Source organism: Sphingomonas panaciterrae (assembly GCF_036890205.1).
Classification (GTDB): Bacteria; Pseudomonadota; Alphaproteobacteria; order Sphingomonadales; family Sphingomonadaceae; genus Sphingomonas; species Sphingomonas panaciterrae.
The window spans coordinates 216,113-239,082 of the sequence record NZ_JAKNQR010000002.1 but is presented as its reverse complement, the minus strand read 5'-3'; the positions used below and the strand labels follow the sequence as shown (position 1 = coordinate 239,082).

At 67.3% G+C, this 22,970-nt stretch carries 19 protein-coding genes and 1 tRNA gene; 7 read left to right on the top strand and 13 right to left on the bottom strand.

The features are described from left to right. Positions 1-496: 496 nt before the first annotated feature. The 6 genes from L8F96_RS08040 to L8F96_RS08015 all read right to left on the bottom strand — a co-directional run bounded on the left by L8F96_RS08040 (position 497) and on the right by L8F96_RS08015 (position 6,338). A tRNA-Lys gene (locus tag L8F96_RS08040) sits at positions 497-572 on the bottom strand. Positions 573-655: 83 nt separating this feature from the next. Further along, complete coding sequence (gene rodA / locus L8F96_RS08035; RefSeq protein WP_046410764.1) at positions 656-1,768, bottom strand: rod shape-determining protein RodA; 1,113 nt, start codon at positions 1,766-1,768, stop codon at positions 656-658. Further along, positions 1,765-3,858: a penicillin-binding protein 2 gene (mrdA, locus tag L8F96_RS08030; protein ID WP_046410762.1), complete on the bottom strand. Its 2,094-nt coding sequence runs from the start codon at positions 3,856-3,858 to the stop codon at positions 1,765-1,767. The genes rodA and mrdA overlap by 4 nt, the downstream gene beginning before the upstream one ends. Next, positions 3,855-4,274, bottom strand: a complete 420-nt coding sequence (gene mreD, locus L8F96_RS08025) for a rod shape-determining protein MreD (protein ID WP_417158953.1) — start codon at positions 4,272-4,274, stop codon at positions 3,855-3,857. Before mreD ends, mrdA begins: the two co-directional genes overlap by 4 nt. Positions 4,275-4,360: 86 nt before the next feature. After that, complete coding sequence (locus L8F96_RS08020; protein ID WP_334655734.1) at positions 4,361-5,221, bottom strand: rod shape-determining protein MreC; 861 nt, start codon at positions 5,219-5,221, stop codon at positions 4,361-4,363. Between the two features lie 76 nt (positions 5,222-5,297). Then, on the bottom strand, positions 5,298-6,338 hold the full coding sequence (locus tag L8F96_RS08015) for a rod shape-determining protein (protein WP_046410758.1): 1,041 nt from the start codon (positions 6,336-6,338) through the stop codon (positions 5,298-5,300). Positions 6,339-6,478: 140 nt separating this feature from the next. Between L8F96_RS08015 and mutL the strand changes: the two genes are divergently transcribed. Further along, positions 6,479-8,275 carry a DNA mismatch repair endonuclease MutL gene (gene mutL / locus L8F96_RS08010; protein WP_334655733.1) on the top strand — a complete coding sequence of 599 codons (1,797 nt, stop codon included), beginning with the start codon at positions 6,479-6,481 and terminating at the stop codon, positions 8,273-8,275. Between the two features lie 8 nt (positions 8,276-8,283). On the opposite strand, the gene mfd is transcribed toward mutL, so the two are convergent. Both mfd and L8F96_RS08000 read right to left on the bottom strand, forming a co-directional pair. Beyond that, positions 8,284-11,739: a transcription-repair coupling factor gene (gene mfd, locus L8F96_RS08005; protein ID WP_334655732.1), complete on the bottom strand. Its 3,456-nt coding sequence runs from the start codon at positions 11,737-11,739 to the stop codon at positions 8,284-8,286. 43 nt (positions 11,740-11,782) lie between these two features. Next, on the bottom strand, positions 11,783-12,067 hold the full coding sequence (locus tag L8F96_RS08000) for an FAD assembly factor SdhE (protein WP_046411778.1): 285 nt from the start codon (positions 12,065-12,067) through the stop codon (positions 11,783-11,785). A 114-nt stretch (positions 12,068-12,181) separates the two neighbouring features. Here L8F96_RS08000 and recG point away from each other — a divergent pair, with 114 nt between their 5' ends. Next, positions 12,182-14,236 (top strand): ATP-dependent DNA helicase RecG, encoded by a 2,055-nt coding sequence (gene recG, locus L8F96_RS07995; RefSeq protein WP_334655731.1) that lies wholly within the window; start codon positions 12,182-12,184, stop codon positions 14,234-14,236. Between the two features lie 166 nt (positions 14,237-14,402). Beyond that, complete coding sequence (locus L8F96_RS07990; RefSeq protein ID WP_334655730.1) at positions 14,403-15,473, top strand: linear amide C-N hydrolase; 1,071 nt, start codon at positions 14,403-14,405, stop codon at positions 15,471-15,473. 30 nt (positions 15,474-15,503) lie between these two features. Here L8F96_RS07990 and L8F96_RS07985 read toward each other — a convergent pair whose 3' ends face one another. The 5 genes from L8F96_RS07985 to serS form a co-directional block, all read right to left on the bottom strand. Next, positions 15,504-16,022, bottom strand: coding sequence for a rhodanese family protein (locus L8F96_RS07985; protein WP_417158952.1), 519 nt, complete (start codon positions 16,020-16,022; stop codon positions 15,504-15,506). Further along, positions 16,019-16,339 carry an ArsR/SmtB family transcription factor gene (locus L8F96_RS07980; RefSeq protein ID WP_334655728.1) on the bottom strand — a complete coding sequence of 107 codons (321 nt, stop codon included), beginning with the start codon at positions 16,337-16,339 and terminating at the stop codon, positions 16,019-16,021. The genes L8F96_RS07985 and L8F96_RS07980 overlap by 4 nt, the downstream gene beginning before the upstream one ends. Before the next feature lie 130 nt (positions 16,340-16,469). Next, positions 16,470-17,696, bottom strand: coding sequence for a tyrosine--tRNA ligase (tyrS, locus tag L8F96_RS07975; protein WP_334655909.1), 1,227 nt, complete (start codon positions 17,694-17,696; stop codon positions 16,470-16,472). 57 nt (positions 17,697-17,753) lie between these two features. Further along, positions 17,754-18,818, bottom strand: a complete 1,065-nt coding sequence (locus tag L8F96_RS07970; protein WP_334655727.1) for a peptidoglycan DD-metalloendopeptidase family protein — start codon at positions 18,816-18,818, stop codon at positions 17,754-17,756. 10 nt (positions 18,819-18,828) lie between these two features. Continuing rightward, entirely contained in the window at positions 18,829-20,118 is a 1,290-nt protein-coding gene (gene serS, locus L8F96_RS07965; RefSeq protein WP_334655726.1) for a serine--tRNA ligase, read from the bottom strand. A 94-nt stretch (positions 20,119-20,212) separates the two neighbouring features. Between serS and L8F96_RS07960 the strand changes: the two genes are divergently transcribed. The 4 genes from L8F96_RS07960 to L8F96_RS07945 all read left to right on the top strand — a co-directional run bounded on the left by L8F96_RS07960 (position 20,213) and on the right by L8F96_RS07945 (position 22,966). Next, positions 20,213-20,722, top strand: a complete 510-nt coding sequence (locus L8F96_RS07960; protein WP_334655725.1) for a host attachment family protein — start codon at positions 20,213-20,215, stop codon at positions 20,720-20,722. A 331-nt stretch (positions 20,723-21,053) separates the two neighbouring features. Further along, positions 21,054-21,467 (top strand): hypothetical protein, encoded by a 414-nt coding sequence (locus L8F96_RS07955; protein WP_197075565.1) that lies wholly within the window; start codon positions 21,054-21,056, stop codon positions 21,465-21,467. A gap of 532 nt (positions 21,468-21,999) precedes the next feature. Then, positions 22,000-22,461: an RNA polymerase-binding protein DksA gene (gene dksA / locus L8F96_RS07950; protein ID WP_046410748.1), complete on the top strand. Its 462-nt coding sequence runs from the start codon at positions 22,000-22,002 to the stop codon at positions 22,459-22,461. Between the two features lie 133 nt (positions 22,462-22,594). Then, positions 22,595-22,966, top strand: a complete 372-nt coding sequence (locus tag L8F96_RS07945) for a PilZ domain-containing protein (protein ID WP_334655724.1) — start codon at positions 22,595-22,597, stop codon at positions 22,964-22,966. Positions 22,967-22,970 lie beyond the last annotated feature (4 nt).

Genomic DNA, 22,970 nt, shown 5'->3' with positions numbered 1-22,970 from the left:
CCGTCGGCGGCCATCGTGGGCAGCGCGATCGGTATGGATTAAGTCGATCGACCTAATCGCCTGACAGGTACGAGCGGCGCGGCGGGCAAGTCAATGGGCCGGGCACGCAAAACGACGATCGGGTCCGGGCGGCTGTCGATACGATTGCGATCGTGCCTTAGGGCGGGGGCGACCGCGTCAGAGAACGAAGTAAAGCAGGACCACCAGACAGAGGCCGATGGCCGCCAGGAAAATCAGAGCGTCAGTGCCGGTGATTTTCGACATGGCTGGCCCTTCCTTCGTCGCCGTCACGGATGCGGCGCAGGAGTCATCACCCCTCCCGCAGCAACATGCATTGCGCAATTGCCCGTAGCGGGGCGGGGAGTGGTGGTGTTGGGGATTGGTGAACCAATTATCCGGCCGGTCCGCGCCCGATCGGGGGGGCTGCCATCTCAGCCGGACATGCCACTCCACCGAAGCGTTGCGCCCTAAGGCATTGAAACTATTCGGAGGAGGGTGGTGGACGCACTTGGGCTCGAACCAAGGACCCGCTGATTAAGAGTCAGCTGCTCTACCAACTGAGCTATGCGTCCGTTCCGGTGTAGGCTGGTGCCTCGCCGCCGGGAGGCGCGTCATTAGCATTGCTCCGGCGGGACGCAACCACTTTTTTCGGGTTTCACCAATTTTGTTCGCCGCGATTGCTGCGGTCGATCGACATGAGGATGCCAAGGCACAGGAACACGGTCATCTGCGCCGATCCGCCGAAGCTGACGAGCGGCAGGGGGATGCCGACCACGGGGGCGAGGCCCATCACCATCGCCAGGTTGATCGCGACGTAGAAGAAGATCGTCGTCGCGAGACCCGCCGCGGTGAGCTTGGCAAAGCGGGTGCGGGCGCGCAGGCCGACGTTGATGCCCCAGCGGATCACCATCAGATAAGCGACGATGATGAACAGGCCGCCGAGCAGGCCCCATTCCTCCGCCATGGTCGCGAAGACAAAGTCGGTGTGCCCCTCCGGCAGGTAATCGAGGTGGCTCTGCGTGCCGTTGAGGAAGCCCTTGCCGGTGATGCCGCCAGAGCCGATCGCGATCTTCGACTGGCTGATGTGATAGCCGGTGCCGAGCGGATCGCTCTCGGGATCAAGGAAGATGAGCACGCGATTACGCTGATAGTCGTGGAGCAGATAGGTCACCGCAAGCGGCGCGGCGACGGCGAGGCCGAGCGCGCCGCCGACGAACAGGCGCAACGGGACGCCGGCGAGGAACATCACCGTTAGGCCGCCGCCAGTGATCATGAGCGCCGTCCCGAGATCGGGCTGAAGCATGACCAGGCCGGCCGGCAGCCCGATGAGGATCGCCGCCGGCCAGATCGCGCCGAAGCGCCGCGTCTCGTTGGGCGGCAACAGCTCGTAGAAGCGCGCGCAGGCGAGCACGATCGCCGGCTTCATCAGCTCCGACGGCTGCAACCTGATGAAGCCGAAATCCAGCCAGCGCTGACTGCCGCCGCGCACCGCACCGAGCAGTTCAACCGCAAACAACAGAATGACGATCAGGACATAGCCGGGCAGCGCGCCACGTCGCCACACGTCCTCCGGCACGCGGGAGATCACGATCGACCCGCACAGGAAGATGACGAAGCGAATTCCCTGAGAGAGTGCCCAGGGACGCATGTTGCCGCTGGCGGCGGAGTAGAGGATGACGAGGCCGAACCCGCCAAGCGCGATCACCAGCAGCAGCATCCGCCACGGCAGCCGCGCCAGCGGCGCAGGCACGATCGACGGTCGGCTCATTGCGGATCCGATGGTTCGGTGGTGCCGACGCTCGCGGGACCGGCGCCATTGGCGATGTCGCTGACGGTCGCCTCCTGCGCCGCGTTCGAGGCGTCGGTCGCCTGGCGAACGGCCGGCGCGCGCGTCGGGGCGGGGGCGTCGGTTTCGGTGGCGGCGCCCTGCGCCGGGGACGGCGCATTGGCGGCGGCGCGGTAGGCCGCTTCCTGCGCGGCCATGCGCGTCCGGATGTCGCCGCCCCATGTCGGTTCGACCTCGGCGAGCGCCTTCAGCGCACGCTCCTTGTCGAACAGATAGGTCATGATGTCCTTGCCGATCATTGGCGTGTCGAGGTTGCGGATGACGTGGCCGTTATGCTCGAGCACGATGGCCGCGGCGTAGCGCGGCTTGTCCGACGGCGCGAAGCAGATGAACAAGGCGTGGTCGCGCAGCTTGAAGGGAAGCTGCGAATTGCGCAGCACGCCGGTACGACGTTCGGCCATGGTGATACGGCGTACCTGGGCGGTGCCGGTTTTCGCCGCCAGATCGATGCCAGGCAGGTACAAGCGGGAGGCGCCGCCCGTGCCGCCGCCATTGACCACCTTCCACATCGACTCGCGAACAATCTGCAGATGCTCTTCCTTGTACGGCAGCAAAGGGGCGTTGCCGTGCACGCGATCCATCAACAGGCTGGGCTGGACCTGCCGCCCCGACGCGATACGCATCGCCATCACCGCAAGCTGGAGCGGATTGGACAGGACATAGCCCTGGCCGATCGATGCGTTGAGCGAATCGGCGACGGTCCACTTCGTCTTGTACTTGCGCTCCTTCCACACGCTGTCGGGCACGGTGCCGTAGCGCTGCGTCGCGAAGGGCAGGTCGAATTTCTCGCCCATGCCCAGCGAGCGGGCGACCGGCGCCACCTTGTCGTAACCAAGGCGGCGGATCATCTCATAGAAATAGATATCGCAGCTCTGCGCGACGGCGCCGCGCAGGTCCATCGGGCCATGCCCACGCCGCTTGTGGCAGTGGAACACGCCGCTGCCGACCCGCATCGCTCCGCTGCAATACACCCGCTCGTCGGGGCTGATCCCTGCTTCCAGCAGCGCAAGGCCGTTCATCGGTTTCACCGTCGAACCCGGCGGATACAGCCCCTGCGTCACCTTGTTCATCAGCGGGACGTGATCGTCCGCCGACAGCATCTTCCACTCCATGTGGCTGATCCCGTCGGAGAAGCTGTTGGGATCATAGGCCGGCATGGAGACCATCGCGAGCATCTCGCCCGTGTGACAGTCGAACACCACCGCGGAGCCGGAGTTCGTGCCCAGCCGGCGCGCGGCATATTCCTGCAAGCCGGAATCGATCGTCAGCTTCTGCGTCTTGCCGGGCACGTCGGGGCGGGTGGCAAGCTCCGCGACCAGCTTGCCGCGCGCCGTCACCTCGATCCGTTTTGCCCCGGGCTTGCCGCGGAGCTCATTTTCCATCGTCTTTTCAAGGCCGTCCTTGCCGACCTTGAATCCCGGTGTCAGCAGCAGCGGGTCGCGCGTCTGCTTGTACTGCTCCGCCGTGGCGACCCCGACATAGCCGGTCAGGTGTGCGACGGCGGCGCCAGCGGGATAGTTGCGCGCGAACCCGCGCGTGGGCGCGACGCCGGGCAGCTCGGGCTGGCGGACCTGCACCGCCGCGAACCGCTCCCAGCTCACATTCTCGGCCACCTTGACCGGCTGAAAGCCCGCCGCCCGCTTCAGGTCGGCGCGGACACGCAGCAGGTCGTCGTCGGTCAGCGCCAGGAGATCACGAAGCGCCGCCAGCGTCCGTTCCTCGTCAACGATCCGATCGGGGATCAGGTCGACGCGAAAGTCGGTGCGGTTGTCCGCAATGGCGTGACCATGGCGATCAACCAGCCAGCCGCGACGCGGCGGGATGAGGGTCATGTTGACCCGGTTGTTCTCGCTCAGCAGGTTGTAGCGTTCGTTCTCGGCAATCGACAGCCAGCCCATTCGACCGGCCAGCACGCTGCCCACGCCGATCTGCATCGCGCCGAGCAGCCAAGCCCGGCGCGAAAACGTGTAGCCCTGCTGCGCCTCCGTGGCGATCCGCGGTGTCCGGTTCATTCGGCAACGCGACGGCGATCAACCCAGGCGACGGCGCGCGCGGCTAGGGGGAAAAGAAGAATCGACACGATGATCTGGACCACTAGCACGCTATCGACCTGCGCGCCGAGGGGGGTGGCCAGAAAACGACCGGCAATCAGGCAGAAGGCGATACCCACCGCTGCGATCAGCCAATCCTGTGCGAAGGCGCGGAAGATGGTGCGCTGATCAAACAAATCGACCAGGAAAAAGGTCAGCGTCCACAGCAGCATCGCGCTGCCGAGCGGCTGGCCGCTGAGGCAATCGTCGAACAGGCCGAGCAGCGCCGGTGCCCAGCGGCGCAGCGCAAGCGGCGCGAGCAGGCGCCACGAGAGGAGCATGAGGAGGCCGAACGGCGGCAGCAGTGGCAGCGTTGCCACCACCGGGATGATCGTCACCAGGGAGCCGCCCATGACGGTCAGCCATGGCAGCGCACGCGCCGGCGACTGCTGCATCGGCGCCTGGAAGGGTTTGGGCGCAGTGCTCACTGCGCCGCCGCGCTCCCGACGGGCTGGCTGCCGGTTGCCTGGGGGTCGGCAGGGTCGGGCCGCGCCGGGGGCGGGGGCGGCAGGAACGGCGCGCTGACGATGGCGAAATCGAACGTATTGGCCTCGGCAAACGGCTTGGCGGGGGCGCTGTCGGCGCCCGGCTTCAGCACATGGGCGACCAGCACGCCGGGGGTGTAGAGGCCGCCGATGCCGGACGTGATGAAGCGGTCGCCTGGCTTCAGCCGCGCATTGGTGGTGCCGACCGAACGGATATCGAGCAGGCCATCGCCGCGCCCGGCGGCGAGGGCGGGCAGCCCGTCGCCGATGCGCTGCACGGGGATGACGCTTTCCGCGTCGATGGTGAGCAGCACGCGCGCTGAATTGGGGCCGGCCTCGACAATGCGGCCGATGAGCCCGTCGGGGCCGCGCACCGGCATGCCGGGCCGCACGCCCTGCCAGCGCCCGGCGTTCAGGATCCCGAAGCGCCGCGTGCTCGATGCACTGGAGCTGACGATCCGCGCCGTCGCCACGGTATCGGGCGTCGCCTCGCGCAGTTGGAGCAGCCCGCGCAGGCGGCGATTGTCGCGCACGATGATCCGCGCCTGGGTCAGCGCCTCCCTGGTGCGGGCGACTTCGGCGCGCAAAGCGGCATTTTCGTTATGGACGCGGAAATAGGTGGCGATCGTCTCCGGCACGAAGGCAATGCCGCGCACGACCGCGGCCCCCGCGGTGGAAGCCGGCGCGGTGACCTCGGTCGCGGCCGACCGCAGCGCGGCAAAGGCGGGCGGATTGAATTGCGACAGGATGAGCAACACCGCACCGACCAGCGCTCCCGCGACGGCCAGGATGTAGCTCATAAAGAGCGTATATTGCGCCCGTCGCGAGAAACCCGGGCGCCGGTCCCGCGGCGGCGCCATTCGCTATTCCTTCAGATCAGCCGCTTTGCAGCACGCCGCGATAGATCGGATCCTCGAGCGCGCGACCCGTGCCCAGCGCGACGCAGGTCAGCGGATCTTCCGCCACCGTCACCGGCAGGCCGGTCTCGTCGCGAAGCACCTCGTCCAGACCCTGCAGCAGCGCGCCACCGCCGGTGAGCACGATGCCCTGATCGACGATGTCCGCGGCGAGTTCGGGCGCGGTATTCTCAAGCGCCACGCGAACACCCTCGACGATCGTGGCGACCGGCTCGGACAACGCCTCGGCGATCTGGCCCTGGTTGATCTGGATTTCCTTGGGCACGCCGTTCACCAGGTCGCGACCCTTGATGTGGATCGTCATGCCGATGCCATCGACCGGCGGCTTGGCGATGCCGACTTCCTGCTTGATCCGCTCGGCGGTGGCTTCGCCGATCAGCAGATTGTGGTTGCGGCGTACGTAGCTGACAATCGCCTCGTCCATCTTGTCGCCGCCGACGCGCACCGACGTGGTGTAGGCGAGGCCGCGCAGCGACAGGACGGCGACTTCGGTCGTGCCGCCGCCGATATCGACGACCATGCTGCCGATCGGTTCGGTCACCGGCATGTCCGCGCCGATCGCGGCCGCCATCGGCTCCTCGATCAGCCACACCTGGCTCGCGCCGGCGTTCGACGCCGCGTCGCGGATCGCGCGGCGTTCGACCTTGGTCGAGCCCGACGGCACGCAGATCACGATCTCCGGCCAGCGCATGAACTTGCGCTGCCCATGGACCTTATAAATGAAACTCTTGATCATCTGCTCGGCGACATCGATGTCGGCAATAACGCCATCGCGCAGCGGACGGATCGCCTCGATGTTGCCGGGCGTCTTGCCCATCATCAACTTGGCGTCTTCACCGACGGCCTTGACCTTCTTGATGCCATTGATCGTCTCCACCGCCACAACGGACGGTTCATTGAGCACGATACCGCGGCCGCGAAGATAGACCACGGTGTTCGCAGTCCCGAGATCGATCGCCATGTCATGGGACATGAACTTGAAGAAACGCGAGAAGGCCATGTTCAGCTTAATTCCGTCCCCGAGTCGCCGGAGCGAGGTACATCAATCATCCCGCCGCCGCGGCCGCAAGTCGCTTCTAGGGCTTTGATCGTGCTGTCACGGGGTCGCGGGATGGCGCCGATTGGGCTAGGGGGCTGATGGTGTCAATACGTCGCCTCCCTGAACATCTGATCAATCGCATCGCCGCCGGTGAAGTGGTGGAAAGACCGGCTAGTGCGTTGAAGGAACTGGTGGAGAACGCGCTTGACGCGGGCGCCACCCGAGTCACCGTGCGATTGGCAGAGGGTGGCCTGTCGCGGATCGAGGTGGTCGACGACGGCTGCGGCATGACCGCGGCCGATATGGCGCTCGCGCTGGAACGCCATGCCACGTCCAAGCTTCCCACCGATGAGATCGATCAGGTCGCCACGATGGGGTTCCGCGGCGAGGCGCTGCCCTCGATCGCCAGCGTTGCGCGGCTGACGCTCGAAAGCCGGGTGCGCGGCGCCGATGGCTGGTCGCGCGTCATCGACAATGGCGCAGTGGTGGGGGACGGCCCCGCCGCGTTGCCGCCGGGCACACGGGGCATGGTGGAGGAATTGTTTGCGCGCGTGCCCGCCCGCCGCAAGTTCCTGCGCTCGGGCCGCAGCGAATATGCCGCCTGCCTCGACGTGGTGCGGCGTCTTGCGATGGCACGGCCGGACGTCGCCTTTCTTCTCGAACATGATGGCCGCCGCGTCCTTGCGGCGCTCCAGCCGGAGGATCGCCCCGCCCGCGTCGCGGCGCTCACCGACCGCGCGCTGAAGGAGAACAGCGTTGCGATCGACATGGAGCGCGAGGGGCTGGTGCTCGGCGGGATCGCTGGCCTGCCGACCTTCCATCGCGGCGTTGCCGATCACCAATATCTGTTCGTCAACGGGCGCCCGGTGAAGGATCGGTTGCTCACCGGCGCGATCCGCGGCGCTTATGCCGAGATGATGCCGCGTGACCGGCACGCCGTGGTCGCCTTGTTCCTCGACGTTCCGCCCAGCGAAGTCGACGTCAACGTGCATCCGGCCAAGACGGAGGTTCGCTTCCGCGATCCGGCGATGGTGCGCGGCCTTATCGTGTCCGGCCTACGCCGCGCGCTCGACATGGCCGGACATCGCGTGGCGCATCGCGCGCCAGCCGACGCGATGGCGATGTTTCGTCCGGAGCCGAGTGGCGGCGGGGCGGAACCATCGGCCCTCTTTGGCGGGCAGGGGCAGGCGGCTGTCACTCCTGGCGGCGCGCCTTTCGCGGGCGGCAATGTGGTGCGTGACCAGCGGCCGACCTTCTTCGCGCCGCCGCCGCAAGCGCGTGCCGAGCCGGCGACGGCGCCGCTGCCGGATACCGGGGATCACCCGCTGGGCGTGGCGCGGGGGCAGGTCGCGAAAACCTATATCGTGGCGGAGGCGGCGGACGGGCTGGTGATCGTCGATCAGCACGCCGCGCACGAGCGGCTGGTGCTGGAACGGATGCGCGCCGCGCTGGCTGGGGGGCGCGTGGCGGCGCAGGCGCTGCTGATCCCCGAGGTGGTCGAACTGGACGAGCCGGCATGCGACCGGATGGAATCGCGCGCGCCGGAATTGAGCGAACTTGGCCTCGATGTGGAGCGTTTCGGCCCCCGTGCGATGCTGGTGCGGGCAACCCCGGCGCTGCTCGGCCGCGGTGATCCTGCCGGGCTGGTGCGCGACCTGGCCGATGAACTCGCCGCGTTCGACGAGGCGCTGTCGCTACGCGAGCGGCTCGATGCGGTGGCGGGCACCATGGCCTGCCACGGATCGGTGCGCGCCGGCCGGGTGCTGTCGGTCGCCGAGATGAACGCGCTGCTGCGCGAGATGGAGGCGACGCCGCATTCGGGGCAGTGCAACCATGGCCGCCCCACCTGGGTGAAGCTGGCGCTGTCCGACGTCGAGAAGCTGTTCGGGCGCAAATAGCGGCGGGATTACCCCGCCGCCTTCGCCAGCCCCTTCGACAGTTGCAGTGCGCCGTGCAGCCGCGCGGCCGGATCGGCCCAGTTGCGGGTGAGCGCCAGCTTCGAATCCGGACGCAGCTTCGCAATGCCGCCGAGCTTGTCGACATAGGCGAGCAGGCCGGGGACGTTGGGCGGTGTATCGTCGTGGAAGCTGACGAGCGCGCCCTTCGGCCCGACGTCCATCTTCGACACGCACGCCTTCTTGGCGTTCATCTTGATCTCGATGACCTTGATGAGATTGTCGGTCGCCTCAGGCAGCGGCCCGAAACGGTCGATCATCTCGGCGGCGAACGCCTCCAGCTCGCGCTTCTCGTCCAGCTCGTTGAGGCGGCGATAGAGCGCCATCCGCAGGTCGAGATCGGGGACATAGTCGTCCGGGATCAGAATCGGCGTGTCGACGGTGATCTGCGGCGAGAAATCGCGCGGGCGGCTGGCGAGGCCGCCCGCCTTGGCGTCCATGATCGCCTCTTCCAGCATCGACTGGTAGAGTTCGTAGCCGACCTCCTTGATGTGGCCGGACTGCTCGTCCCCGAGCAGATTGCCCGCGCCGCGAATGTCGAGATCGTGGCTGGCGAGCTGGAAGCCGGCACCCAGGCTGTCGAGATCGCTGAGCACCTTGAGGCGTTTCTCCGCGGAGTCGGTCATCATCCGTTCGGGCGGGGTGACCATATAGGCATAGGCGCGCGTCTTCGATCGGCCGACGCGGCCGCGCAGCTGGTAGAGCTGCGCCAGCCCGAAACGGTCGGCGCGGTTGACGATCATCGTGTTGGCGGACGGGATATCGATGCCGCTTTCGATGATGGTGGTGGAGACGAGCACCTCAAACTTCTTGTCGTAGAAGGCGCTCATCCGTTCCTCGACCTCGCTTGCCGCCATCTGGCCGTGGGCGATGACGTAGCGGATTTCGGGCACTTCCTTGCGCAGGAACTCCTCAATGTCGGGGAGGTCGGCGACGCGCGGCGTGACGAGGAAGCTCTGCCCGCCGCGATAATGTTCGCGCAGCAATGCCTCGCGCAGGACGACGGGGTCCCACGGCATGACATAGGTGCGCACCGCCAGGCGATCGACCGGCGGCGTCTGGATCACGGACAGTTCGCGCAGGCCCGACATCGCCATCTGCAGCGTGCGCGGGATCGGCGTCGCGGTGAGGGTGAGGATATGGACGTCGGCGCGCAGTGTCTTGAGGCGTTCCTTGTGCGTGACGCCGAACCGCTGTTCCTCGTCGACGATGACAAGGCCGAGGCGCTTGAAGTCGACGTTCTTGGCGAGCAGCGCGTGGGTGCCGATGACCACGTCGATCGTGCCGTCGGCAAGCCCTTCCTTGACGCGCTTGGTCTCCGCCGCGGTGACGAGGCGCGAGAGGCGGCCGATGCGGATCGGAAAGCCCTCGAAGCGGGCCATGAAATTGTTGTAATGCTGGCGCGCGAGGAGCGTGGTGGGGCAGACGACCGCGACCTGCATGCCGGCCATGGCGGCGACGAAGGCGGCGCGCAGCGCGACCTCCGTCTTGCCGAAGCCGACGTCGCCGACAATCAACCGGTCCATCGGCTTGCCGGCGGAGAGATCGGCCAGCGTTTCCTCGATCGCGCGGTCCTGATCGTCGGTTTCCTGATAAGGGAAACGATCGACGAAGCTGGGGTAGCCGCTGCTGTCGGGCTCGGCGACCTCGCCCTGGCGAAGCGCGCGCAGGGCCGCTGTGGCGATCAGCTCACCCGCGATCTCGCGGATGCGCTCCTTCATCTTCGACTTGCGGCGCTGCCACGCCTCGCCGCCGAGCCGGTCGAGGCTGGCGCCTTCCTCGCCGGAGCCGTAGCGGCTGAGCACCTCGAGGTTCTCGACCGGGACGTAGAGCTTGTCGCCGCCGGCATATTCCAGCTGCACGCAGTCGTGCGGCGCCTTGGCGACCGGGACCTGAGTCAGCCCGACGTAGCGGCCGATGCCGTGATCGGTGTGGACGACGAGATCGCCGGGCGAGAGCGTGGCGAGTTCGGCGAGGAAGGCGTCGGCGGACTTGCGGCGCTTGGCACGGCGCACGAGCCGGTCGCCGAGCATGTCCTGTTCGGTGAGGACGGCTACGTTGGGTGCGGTGAAGCCGTGGTCGAGCGGCAGGACGATGAGCGCGGTCTGCGTCTCGCCGACGCCCTGCGCCTCCTGCCATGTTTCAACCGCCTTCGCACCGGTGAGGCCATGGTCCTTGAGAAGATTGCCGAGCCGATCGCGTGCGCCGGTCGAGTAGCTCGCGAGGACGGGCGTGCGGCCTTCCTTGCGTAGCGCCTTCAGGTGATCGACCACCGCCTCATAGACATTGGCATGGGCGGCGCGCTCGGGCGCGAAATCGCGCGGGCCGTCGACGTCGAAGTCGACCACGGTGGCGGATTCGGGCTCGTGGAACGGCGTGGTGACATGCGCCGTCGCGGCGGCGAGCGCGTCCTCCCATTCCTTGGGCGGCATGTAGAGCGTCTTGGCGGGAAGCGCGCGGTAGCTGCCGGGCTGCGCTGCCTCGGCGCGCTTGCGGTTCTCGTAATAATCGGCGACCGCCTCGAACCGCGCCTCGCCCGCGGCCTTCACGCCGCCGTCGCGCACGACCAGCGCATCCTCGCCGATATGGTCGAACAGCGTCTCGAGCCGCTCCTCGAACAGCGGCAGCCAATGTTCCATGCCGGCCAGGCGGCGGCCTTCGCTGACCGCCTGGTAGAGCGGGTCACCCGTCGCGGTGGCGCCAAAGGTTTCGCGATAGCGGCTGCGGAAGCGCTTGATGCTTTCCTCGTCCAGCAGCGCCTCGGAGGCGGGGAGGAGGGTGAAGCCGGGGATCTTGCCGGTGGTACGCTGATCGGCAGGGTCGAAGGTGCGGACGCTCTCGATCTCGTCGCCGAAGAAGTCGAGCCGAAGCGCCTGCGTCTCGCCCGAGGGGAAGAGATCGACCAGGCCGCCGCGTACGGCATATTCGCCGGCGTCGTGGACGGTATCGGTGCGCACATAGCCGTTGGCGGAGAGCAGCGCGGCGAGCTTGTCGCGTGCGATCCGCTCACCCGGTTTCAGGTTCGCGACCAGCTGGCGGATGCGGAACGGGGTGAGCGTGCGCTGCGTGGCGGCGTTGACGGTGGTGAGGACGAGCTGCGGCGTCTTGGGGGTCGCCTGCAGCTTGTGCAGCGCGCCGATCCGCTCCGCCATGACGCGCAGGGAGGGCGAGGCCCGGTCATAGGGAAGGCAGTCCCACGCGGGATATTCGACGATCTCGATCTCCGGCGCGAAGAAGCGCGCGGTGCCGGCGATCGCGCGCATCGCCGCTTCGTCCGGCGCGATGAACACCGCCCGCGTCGTCGCCGCGCGGGCGAGATCGGCGAGCAGGCTGGGCAGGAAGCCGGTCGGCACGCCCGAGAGGGTGAGCGGCGTCTTGGCGGAGAGAATCGTCTTCAGATCGGGCAAAGGCGGGTCCGTTCGTATCGGGCGGCGGCAGGTAGGGGCTTGGTCAGGCGCCGGGCTGGCTGCCCGGGGTGGCGAGCGCGAAATCGACGCGGCGCATCGTCTGCATCATCTCGCCTTCCCATTCGGGCGGGCAGGGGATGGAGCCGATCGCCCAGCCCATGATGTCCACGTCCTGCTCCTCCAGCAGGCGTTCGAACCATTGCAGCTGTTCTTCGGACCAGCTGGCGTGATGCGCATCGAAGAAGCCGCCGATCATGAAATCGGCCTCGCGCGTGCCCCGGTGCCAGGCGCGGAAGCGGGTGCGCCGCAAACGAGTTTCTTGATCCATCAGGGGCTCCAACGACACTTGGCCGGCCGTGGTTTCGCACGGTCGGCGACGATAATTCATCCGCTCGCCTGACAGGATCGATGCGAACGGCTAGGCGTGGCGCAAGAGATAGTCATGCGACCCAATATCCTCAATCCACTGTTCGCCGAAGTCACCGCGCTGAAGGGCGTCGGGGCAGGGCTGGCCAAGCCGCTGGATCGGCTTGGCCTTGCGAGGGTGGTGGACGTGCTGTTCCATTTGCCGAGCGGCTGGATCGATCGCCTGCCGCGCGACGAGCTGATGGCGCGGGACGCGGGGCGCACGATCGCGATCACGCTGACGGTGCGCGACATCCGCGCGTCTTCAAGCCCGCGCGGGCCGACGCGGGTGCAGGCCGCCGACGGCTACGGCAATATCGTCAGCCTCGTCTATTTCGGGCGATCGAGCGGGCTGGTGCGCAAGCTCTATACCGTCGGCGAGCCGGTTCGCGTCTCCGGCAAGCTGGAGACATACGGCCAGGAATTGCAGATCATCCACCCGGAGATCGTGGATGGCGAGGACAGCTTTCGCGAGCGCGAGGCGATCTATCCGCTGTCTGAGGGGATTACGTCGCGCCGGGTGGGCGGGCTGGTCGAGCAGGCGATCGCCCGCTCGCCCGAGCTTGGCGAATGGATCGAGCCGGGGCTGTTGGCGCAGCGCGACTGGCCGGGGTGGAAGGAGGCGCTGGCGCGCGTCCATGCCGATCCGGCCGATGCGGTGGCGCGGGCGCGGATCGCCTATGACGAGATCTTCGCCAACCAGCTGGCGCTGTCGCTGGTGCGGCAGGATACGCGGCGTCGGCGCGGGCGGGCGCTGAAGGGCGACGGGCGGCTGCGCGACATGCTTCGGCTGCCCTATGCGCTGACCGGCGCACAGGCGCGGACGGCGCGCGAGATCGAGGGCGACCTGGCGCAGGACGCGCCGATGCTTCGGTTGCTGCAGGGCGACGTGGGATCGGGCAAGACGCTGGTCGCGGCGCTCGCGCTGCTGATCGCGGTGGAGGCGGGCGCGCAGGGCGCGCTGCTGGCGCCGACCGAGATACTGGCGCGCCAGCATTACGACACGCTGCGCGAGACGCTGGCCGGCCTGCCGGTGAACATCGCGGTGCTGACCGGGCGCGACAAGGGCCGGGCGCGCGAGGGCGTGCTGATGGGGCTGGCGGATGGATCGATCGACATCCTGATCGGCACCCACGCGATCTTTCAGGATGCGGTGAATTACCGTGACCTCGGCCTTGTCGTGGTGGACGAGCAGCATCGCTTCGGCGTGGCGGAGCGGCTGGCGCTGTCGGCCAAGGGCAGGACGACGCCGCATCTGCTGGCGATGACTGCGACGCCGATCCCGCGAACGCTGGTCCTCGCGCAGCATGGCGAGATGGACCAGAGCCGGCTGGACGAGATGCCGCCCGGGCGCGAGCCGGTGGAGACCCGCGTCATCAGCGAGGAGCGGCTGGACGAGGTGGTCAATGCGCTCGGCCGGCACCTCGCGGAGGGCAAGCAGGCCTATTGGGTCTGCCCGCTGGTGGAGGAGAGCGAGAAGAGCGATCTTGCCGCCGCAGAAGCCCGCGCGGCGGCGCTGGCGGGCCGCTTCGGGGATCGCGTCGGGCTGGTGCATGGCAAGATGCGACCGGCCGAGAAGGATGCGGTGATGGCGCGCTTCGCCGGCGGCGAGCTTGGCGTGCTGGTGGCGACGACGGTGATCGAAGTGGGCGTGAACGTGCCGAAGGCGACGCTGATCGTGATCGAACATGCCGATCGCTTCGGACTGGCGCAGCTGCATCAGTTGCGCGGGCGCGTGGGGCGTGGCGGGGGGCAATCACGCTGCCTGCTGCTGCGCGGCAATGCGCTGAGCGAGACGTCGCGCGCGCGGCTGGCGCTGATGCGCGACACCAACGACGGCTTCATGATCGCGGAGGAGGACCTGCGGCTGCGCGGCGGGGGCGAATTGCTCGGCACGCGGCAATCGGGCGAGGCGGCGTTCCGGCTGGCGACACCGGAACTGCTCAACGAGCTGCTGCCGATCGCTTATGATGATGCGCGGCTGCTGATCGATCGCGACGGCGGGCTTTCCGGCCCGCGCGGGCAGGCGGCGCGGGTGGCGCTGTATCTGTTCGAGCGGGATGCCGGCGTCGCGCTGCTGCGATCGGGCTGATAACCGCAGTAGCACCGGGCAGCCCGGGCGCGCGACCGCGCATCCCCCGGTCATGTCGCGCGACTGGCTTGCTCTCCGGGCAGACGGCGTGGCGACGGTCCACCGGTCATCTACGTATGGAACGTCGACTCTCCCGGGTCTTATCAAGCGGCCGCTGGAGGTGGCCATGTCCGGAACGACGATCGCCTCGTTGAGGCTTTGCCTGGGCGTGTTGCTGATTGCCGGAATGTCTCTGCCGCCACCGGTGCAGGCATGCACGCGGGTCGTCAACCTGGGCGGTGACGACCAGGTGGTCACCGCTCGGTCGATGGACTGGGAAAGCGACATCCCGACCAACCTCTGGGTATTTCCCCGCGGGATGGCGCGTACGGGCGGGGCGGGCCCCAATTCGATCCGGTGGGCCTCTCGCTATGGCAGCGTCATCGCCGCTGCCTATGACCAATTCACGTCAGACGGGATGAACGAGGCAGGGTTGGTCGCGAACATCCTGTGGCTGGCGGAGTCGCGTTATCCGGCCAACAGCGGCGCCAAACCGGGCCTCAGCATCGCGGCCTGGGCGCAATATGTGCTCGACAATTTCACGACGGTGCAAGGAGCAGTCGACGCGCTCGCCAAGGAACCCTTCGTCATCGCCGCCGCGCCAGTGCCCGGCACCAAGGAAACCGCGACCCTCCACCTGTCGCTGTCGGACCCGAGCGGCGACAGCGCGATCATCGAATATGTCGGCGGCCGACAGGTCATCCATCACAGCCGGGACTATCAGGTCATGACCAACTCGCCGACGTTCGAGCGGCAGTTGGCGATGGAGGAATATTGGCGAGAGGTCGGCGGCACGGTGTTCCTGCCGGGGACGAGCCGCGCCGCAGACCGCTTCGCCCGCGCTTCCTTCTACGTGAGGTCCATCCCGCCGACATCGGACTCGCTGGAGACGATCGCCACTGCCTTCAGCGTGATCCGCAATGTCTCGGTGCCAATTGGCGTCAAGACGCCGAACCAGCCCAACATATCGTCGACACGCTGGCGTACCGTTTCCGACCAGAAGCGCAGGCCGTATTTCTTCGAGTCGGCGATGACGCCCAACATCTTCTGGGTTGATCTCGACAAGATCGATTTCTCGCCCGGCCGTGGCAAGGTGATGAAGCTCGACCTTGGGCCGAATGAGAGGAACATCTTCTCCGGCATGGCCAACAAGGACTTCAGGCCGGCCCGGCCGTTCCAGTTCGGCGGGACGCCCTAGTCGCTGCGAAGTGCGGCGGTCATCATCGGCTCAATGCGCGCAGCGCCGGTTCCAGGGCATGATGCGCAGCAGGTTCGCCATGCCGCACCAGCCGGTGACCCCGGCAACCAGCAGGCCAGCACCGACGAAGGCAGACAGGCCGAGGAAGGCGGGCGCGACGAACACGCCAAGCAGGACGCCGGCCAGCACCAGCATGCCAGCAGCAATCTGTACCTGCCGCATGATCTCCAGCGGCTGGGCGCGGTCGATCACGGTCGGCTGACCGGCCGAGCGCCACGCATCGATGCCGCCTTCCAGGATATAGGCCGGGGCCCCTGCCGCGGCGGCGGCAAGGGCGCCCGCGTTGGCGGCCGTGCGCATGCCCGATTTGCAGTGGAAGATCACCGGGCGCTCATCGCGCGGCAAGGCGGCGATGCGATCGAGCGGCAGGTTGATCGCGCCGGGAATGCGCTCGCGCGCATGTTCGTCGGCGCCACGGATGTCGACCAGCCGGGCGCCGCCGTCGAGGGCCAGGCGCACATCGTGCGACGACAGGGTGGGAAGCATCAATCAACGTCCTTGCAGTAAAGCTGGTAGAGGGTTGCGAGCAGCGTTTCGACGCGCGGATCGGCGATGGCGTACCAGAGGGTCTGGCTCTCGCGCCGGAAGGTAACCAGGCCTTCGTCGCGCATCTTCGCGAGGTGCTGCGAACAGGCGGATTGCGAGAGGCCGACGTCGCGGGCGAGGCCAGTGACCGTCACTTCGCCATGCTCCACCAGCTTGCACAGCAGCATCAGCCGGCGTGCGTTGCTGATCGCCTTCAGCGTGTCGGCGACCTGCACCGCTTTCTGTTCGAACGTCGCCAGATCCATTGGCGGCTTCAGCATCGTCGCTACTCCGTTAGAAGTAGCTAATGTAGTGTGTGCTAATGCAAGGACAAGGGCACGAGCGTCCTGCCGCCTGCCGGTGATTGTGGCAGGCGGCGGATGGAGGATCGTGGATCAGTAGGGCCCCGCGTCAGCCCGCGACGAGCAGGCCGTGGTGCTTCTTGCCGGCGGAGATGCGGACCGGCTCGCCCCCCGCGGTGACAGTGGCGGCTTCGTCGGAGACCTTCTCGCCGGCGACGCGTGCGCCGCCCTGCTTGATCAGGCGGCGGGCCTCGCCCTTCGACGCGCAGAAGCCGAGGCCGACGAGGACGTCGACCAGCGCCACCTCACCGCTGGCGGCGAAGGTGGGGAGGGCGTCGCCGCTGGCGCCTTCCTCGAAGGTCTTGCGGGCGGTTTCGGCGGCCTGTTCCGCTGCGTCGCGGCCGCGGCACATGGCGGTCGCTTCGTTGGCGAGGATCTTCTTCGCCTCGTTGATCTCCGCACCCTCAAGCTTTTCGAGGCGGGCGATCTCGTCCTCCGGCAGGTCGGTGAACAGGCGCAGGAAGCGGCCGACGTCGCGATCGTCAGTGTTGCGCCAGAACTGCCAGTAATCGAAGTGCGGCAGCTGATCCTCGTGCAGCCAGACGGCGCCCGAGACGGTCTTGCCCATCTTCTGCCCGTCGGCGGTGGTGAGCAGGGGCGTGGTGACGCCGAACACTTCGGTCCCGTCCATGCGGCGCGCCAGCTCGATGCCGTTGACGATATTGCCCCATTGATCGCTGCCGCCCATCTGCAGCCGCACGCGGTGGCGCTGCGACAACTCGCGGAAGTCATAGGCCTGCAGGATCATGTAGTTGAATTCGAGGAAGCTGAGCGACTGCTCGCGATCGAGGCGCAGCTTCACCGAATCGAATGACAGCATCCGGTTGACCGAGAAATGCTGGCCCACCTCGCGCAGGAAGGGAATGTATTCGAGCTTGTCGAGCCAGTCGGCATTGTCGACCATCACTGCATCGGTGGGCCCGTCACCGAACGTCAGGAAGCGTTCGAAGATGCGGCGGATCGAGGCGACGTTGGCGCCGATGCGATCCTCGGTCAGCAGCTGGCGCGATTCTTCCTTGAACGACGGATCGCCGATCTTGCCGGTGCCGCCACCCATCAGGACGATCGGCTTGTGCCCGGTCTGCTGCAGACGGCGCAGCAGCATGATCTGGACGAGGCTGCCGACGTGGAGCGACGGCGCGGTCGGATCGAAGCCGATATAGCCCGGCACCACCTGCTTCGTCGCGAGCGCGTCGAGCGCGGCCGCGTCGGTCATCTGGTGGATGTAGCCGCGGTCGGTGAGGACGCGGAGCAGATCGGACTGATGGTCGGTCATAGTGAAGCGGCACATGCCCTCACCCGGCCCCGCCCGCAAGCAGGAGGCGCGTACCGGCTATTTCCGGGGGAGCTGAGTCGCCGGATCGACCGGGTTGCGGCCCTTGCGCAGCTCGAAATGGAGTTCGGGCTGATCGGCAAAGCCAGTGTCGCCAGACAGCGCGATCGTCTGGCCCTTCTTCACCGCCTGGCCGCGTTGGACGAGCAGCTTGGAGGCGTGGCCGTAGACGCTGGTCCAATTCTCGCCGTGGCGGATGATCACCAGCCCGCCGAGCGCGGCGATGCCGTCGCCGACATAAGCGACGGTGCCGTCGGCGGCGGCGCGGACCGGCGTTTCGGTGGGCACCGCGATCTTGATGCCGTTGTTGCGCTGGCCGCTGGCACCAGCACCGAAGCGGCCGACGATGCGGCCGTCAACCGGCCACATGAAGCGGCCCGGGCTGCTGGTGGGCGGCGCGACCGCCGCGGTGGCGGGGAGGACACGGCGCGGCGTCGCGACCGGCCGTGCGGGTGCCTGGTTCTCGGCGATCGCCGGCTCGCCACCGGTGATGATGTCATCGATGTCGAGGCGGAAGGCGGCGGCACGCTCGGCGGCGCTGCGCGGGCGTGCGTCGCCCGGGATTAGGATCCGCTGCCCGGTCCGCAGGATATAGGGCTCGCTGAGGTCGTTGGCGGCGACGATGTGCGACCATTCGACGCCATAGGCGCGCGCGATGGCGATGCCGGTCTGGCCGGAGCGCACCAAGTGATAGCGGCCGCCGGGGATGCGCAGCCGCTGGCCGGCGTAGATGACGAACGGCGCGGACAGGCCGTTGGCGCGGGCGATCGCTTCCGATCCGGCGCCGGTCCGCTCGGCGATGGCGCGCAGCGAGTCGCCAGACCGCACGACATAGCTCTGCTCGGCGACCTGCCGCGCGTCACCGGCCACGCCGCGCTGCTCCCAGGCCGGGGGCGGGGCGGGGAGCTGCTCCACCTCATCCTGCGAACGCGCCGCGCCGCCCCGGTGCGGCGTGGGGCTGCTGCCGGGCTCAGCGGGCGCTGGCCGGATCGGGCGGTCGACCGAAGGGATGCATCCCGCCAACGCGATCGCGAGCGGCAGCGCAAGCGGGATACGGTTCGTCATTACCGCTGCATTAACCCTGGACGGGCCGCGGCTCCAGCCGGTTCAGCCCGCCAAGATAGGGCTGAAGCACGGTGGGCACCGCGACCGAGCCGTCGGCCTGCTGGTAATTCTCCAGGATGGCGACGATCGTTCGGCCGATCACCAGCCCGGAGCCATTGAGCGTGTGGACGAAGCGCGTGTTCTTCTCGCCTTCCGGGCGGAAGCGCGCGTTCATGCGGCGGGCCTGGAAATCGGTGCAGGTGGAGCAGGACGAGATTTCGCGATAGCGATCCTGCCCCGGCAGCCAGACCTCGATGTCGTAGGTGCGGGCGGCCGAGAAGCCCATGTCGCCAGTGCACAGCTTCATGCGGCGGAACGGCAGCTCCAGCCGGGTCAGCACGTCCTCGGCAATCGCCGTCATCCGCTCATGTTCCGCCTCCGACTGATCGGGCTCGACGATCGAGACCATCTCGGCCTTGTCGAACTGATGCTGGCGGATGAAGCCGCGCGTGTCGCGCCCCGCCGCGCCGGCCTCGGAGCGGAAGCACGGGGTGAGCGCGGTGAAGCGCAACGGCAGATCGGTGGCGGCGAGGATTTTCTCGCGCACGATGTTGGTGAGGCTGACCTCACTGGTCGGGATCAGCCAGCGACCGTCGGTGGTGCGGAACAGATCCTCGGCGAACTTGGGCAACTGGCCGGTGCCGAACATCGCCTCATCACGCACGAGGAGCGGCGGGATCACTTCCTCATAGCCATAGTCGCGCGTCAGCACGTCAAGGCCGAACTGACCGAGCGCGCGGGCGAGCTTCGCGACATGGCCGCGCACCAGCGTGAAGCGCGCGCCGGACAGCAAAGCGCCGGTCTCGAAATCGAGGCCGAGTGCGGGGCCGATCGCGTCATGCTCGCTGATCGCAAAGTCGAACATCGGGCGCTGACCGCGTTCGTGGATCAGCTGATTGTCATTCTCGTCCGCGCCATCGGGCACGTCGGCGAGCGGCAGGTTGGGCAGGCCAGCGAGCAGGCTGGCGAGCGCGCCGCCAAGGCGGGCTTCCTCTGCCTCCAGCTCGGGCAGCCGCTGCTTCAGTGTGGCGACTTCCGCCATCAGCGCCGCGGCGGTTTCCTCGTCCTTCTTCGCCTTGGCCGCGCCGATCGCCTTTGACGCCTCGTTGCGGCGCGCCTGGCCGACCTGAAGCTCCGTCACCACCTCGCGGCGGCGGCGATCGAGATCGAGGATGGTGGCGGCATCCGCCGGCTTGCCACGGCGCGCCATGGCGGCGTCGAAGGCGGCGGGATCGTCACGGATCAGGCGAATGTCGAGCATGGCGCGGGGCTATGCCGGGCAGCGATCAGCGAGGCAACCCGGCCCCGCGGCGGCGCGTTGTTTCTCGTGACAAGCAAAACAGGAGACCTTGCTCATGCACGTGCCGTATAATTCCGTCGTTCTGGTCGCGGATGGCCGCAAGCTGCTCTTCCTGCGCAACGAAGGCGATGAAGTGCACCCCAATCTGACCGTCGAACATGCCGAGGAGCGGCCCAACCCGTCGGATCTCGATCAGAAGACCGACAAGGCAGGCCGGGCGTCCTCCACGCAGTCGGGCCCCGGTGCGCCCTCCATCGCGCGCAACGGTTCCAACCACGCGCAAGGTGCGGGCGCACAATTCGCCCCCTCGCGCGGCTCGCTGGGTGAAACCGACTACCATCAGCTCGAGGAGGATCGCTTTGCCGCGGACGCGGCTGAACTGCTGAAGAAGCTGGCGTTCTCCAATGAATATGATTCGCTGATCGTCATCGCGCCGCCCAAGACGCTCGGCGAACTGCGCAAACACTACCACAAGGAAGTGACCGATCGCCTGTCGGGCGAACTGGCCAAGGATCTGACCGGCCACCCGATCGCCGACATCGAAAAGGCATTGCTCGACGCCTGAGGCCAGGGCCCGGAAGAGAAGTAAGGAAAGGCGGCGTACCCACCACGGGATACGCCGCCTTCATTGTGTCAGGGCAGGCGCGGCGGGATTGCCCCGTCAGTCCGCCGGCTGCGCTCTCTTCGCGAACCGTCGACGGGCGATCAGCGCTGCCGCCGCTGCGCCGAACAGGATCATCATCGGCGGAGCAGGAACCGGCGACGGGTTGCCGCTGCTGGTGCCGGGATGCCCGCCGTTCGAAGACCACCCCTTGGAGGACGAGCCCCAGCCCTTGGACGATGAGCCCCAGCCCTTGGAGGACGAACCGTAGGAGGAGCTCGACGTCGAGCCCGAGGTGGAGGACGATGTCGAGGAGGAGGTGGACGACCCGGTAGAGGTCGATGACGAGGTGGACGAACCGCCAGTCGAGGTGGACGTCGACGAGCCGCCCGTGGAGGTCGACGTCGAGGAGCCGCCGGTCGAGGTGGACGAGCCACCCGACGACGTGGAGGTCGACCCGCCGCTCGAACTGGACGTCGAGGAAATCACGATTCCGCTGGAGCCCGATCCGCCCGATCCGCCGAAGAACCCGCCGGCAAAGAAGCCGCCGCCGCCAAAGCCACCGCCCCAGCCACCACCGACGATCGGCGCGACCTCACCGCCGCCGGACACGACGGAAGGGGCCGGGGGCAGCGGCACCGGAACGGGCGCTGCCTGCGACGCGACCGTCACCACGGCCGGCGCGCAGGTCGGCGGCGTGGCAGCCTGAACGACTCGGCGTACGGGGGTTGTCGGCCGTGGGCGCCGGACGACCTTCTTGGGCGCCTGCTTCACGAACTTGGTATAGGAACTGCGAGCTTTCTGTGTCTGGGCGACATGCACTGCGCCTCCGCCGACGATTGCACCGCCAACGGTGCACGCGCAGAGTTTCGCCAAAGCCATCCGCACCGACATGATGTCACTTTCTCATTCTGCTGGAGGCCAGGGGCCACCTGTTCTTCAAAAGCGTTGCTGCCCTTGTGGGCTCAAGGTGCCGAACAAAGCCTTAAACACAACAGCAATGGTTCGTCCCTGTATCCAATAACCGCGAAAAACATGAGGTGCAGCGCACAATTTGGGACCGACGTGTCACTCCGGGACATCCAGCGATCGGTTAATTCGTTCATGTCGTCGCAACCGGATATCAAATAAGCACTTTTATACGCTTGCGAGTGCTTGTCGGTTGTCTGCTCCGCGTCTATAGGCCCCTTCCGGGGCGCGGTGGTGCTACGACACCCTGACGCGGGCGGGGAGATAGGTCGATGGCGACGGCGTACAATCGCGTGGATCAGATAGACCCAGCAGACCTAGGGGCTGCAAACGACGACGGTTACCGTCCAAGCCCGGACGAACCGTTCATGAACCCTCGACAGCAGGAATATTTCCGGGCCAAGCTTCTGGCCTGGAAGGACGCGATCCTCCGGGAATCGCAGGGCACGCTGTCACAGCTTCAGGTCGACTCGCTGCGGGAGGCGGATCTAAACGACCGCGCGTCGAGCGAGACCGACTGGTCGATCGAGCTGCGCACGCGCGATCGCCAGCGCAAACTGATCGGCAAGATCGAGGCGGCGCTGCGCCGGATCGATGATGGCGAATATGGCTATTGCGAAGTGACCGGGGAGCCGATCAGCCTGGGCCGGCTTGAGGCGCGGCCGATCGCGACCATGACGGTCGAAGCGCAGGAACGGCACGAGCGCAACGAAAAGGTTTCTCGCGAGGATTGAGCCGCCTACGCTCCCGGCGGGATCATCCACCCCGCCCGGCCGTTGGCGAAAGGCGATGGATTGGTCCTAAATGGGACAGTCTGACGGCTGTTTGTTTGCAATTCGTAAACACATGCTGGAATAATCCTCGCCCATGGACTCCCCTTCCGCGAGCATCTTCCTCGACGATTCCCAAACGCCTGCCACTGGCGATCGTGGTCGGGACAGCCTGTTGCTGCTGGCGCGTCTGAAGGTGGAAGGGATGCCGAACGACCTGTCGGTCCGGGTCCGCAATCTTTCTGCCGGCGGCCTGATGGCGGAGTTGCCCGAACCTGTGTCGCCCGAGTCCGCGGTGCAGATCGAGTTGCGCGGGATCGGCCTCGTCTCCGGCCGGGTGGCGTGGCAGACCGAGGGGCGAGCAGGGATCGCCTTCGACCGGCCGATCGATCCGCAGCGCGCGCGAAAGCCGGTTGGCGCCCGCACGTCGGACCAGGCCGAGCCGCGGACCATGCGCTTCCCGGGCTGATAGC

Bases quoted from the DNA above. Each gene is read 5' to 3' on its own strand.
- rodA (WP_046410764.1), bottom strand. From the start codon at position 1,768: ATGAGCCGACCGTCGATCGTGCCTGCGCCGCTGGCGCGGCTGCCGTGG.
- mrdA (WP_046410762.1), bottom strand. From the start codon at position 3,858: ATGAACCGGACACCGCGGATCGCCACGGAGGCGCAGCAGGGCTACACG.
- L8F96_RS08020 (WP_334655734.1), bottom strand. From the start codon at position 5,221: ATGAGCTACATCCTGGCCGTCGCGGGAGCGCTGGTCGGTGCGGTGTTG.
- L8F96_RS08015 (WP_046410758.1), bottom strand. From the start codon at position 6,338: ATGGCCTTCTCGCGTTTCTTCAAGTTCATGTCCCATGACATGGCGATC.
- L8F96_RS08000 (WP_046411778.1), bottom strand. From the start codon at position 12,067: ATGGATCAAGAAACTCGTTTGCGGCGCACCCGCTTCCGCGCCTGGCAC.
- recG (WP_334655731.1), top strand. From the start codon at position 12,182: ATGCGACCCAATATCCTCAATCCACTGTTCGCCGAAGTCACCGCGCTG.
- L8F96_RS07990 (WP_334655730.1), top strand. From the start codon at position 14,403: ATGTCCGGAACGACGATCGCCTCGTTGAGGCTTTGCCTGGGCGTGTTG.
- L8F96_RS07980 (WP_334655728.1), bottom strand. From the start codon at position 16,339: ATGCTGAAGCCGCCAATGGATCTGGCGACGTTCGAACAGAAAGCGGTG.
- tyrS (WP_334655909.1), bottom strand. From the start codon at position 17,696: ATGACCGACCATCAGTCCGATCTGCTCCGCGTCCTCACCGACCGCGGC.
- L8F96_RS07970 (WP_334655727.1), bottom strand. From the start codon at position 18,818: ATGACGAACCGTATCCCGCTTGCGCTGCCGCTCGCGATCGCGTTGGCG.
- serS (WP_334655726.1), bottom strand. From the start codon at position 20,118: ATGCTCGACATTCGCCTGATCCGTGACGATCCCGCCGCCTTCGACGCC.
- L8F96_RS07960 (WP_334655725.1), top strand. From the start codon at position 20,213: ATGCACGTGCCGTATAATTCCGTCGTTCTGGTCGCGGATGGCCGCAAG.
- dksA (WP_046410748.1), top strand. From the start codon at position 22,000: ATGGCGACGGCGTACAATCGCGTGGATCAGATAGACCCAGCAGACCTA.
- L8F96_RS07945 (WP_334655724.1), top strand. From the start codon at position 22,595: ATGGACTCCCCTTCCGCGAGCATCTTCCTCGACGATTCCCAAACGCCT.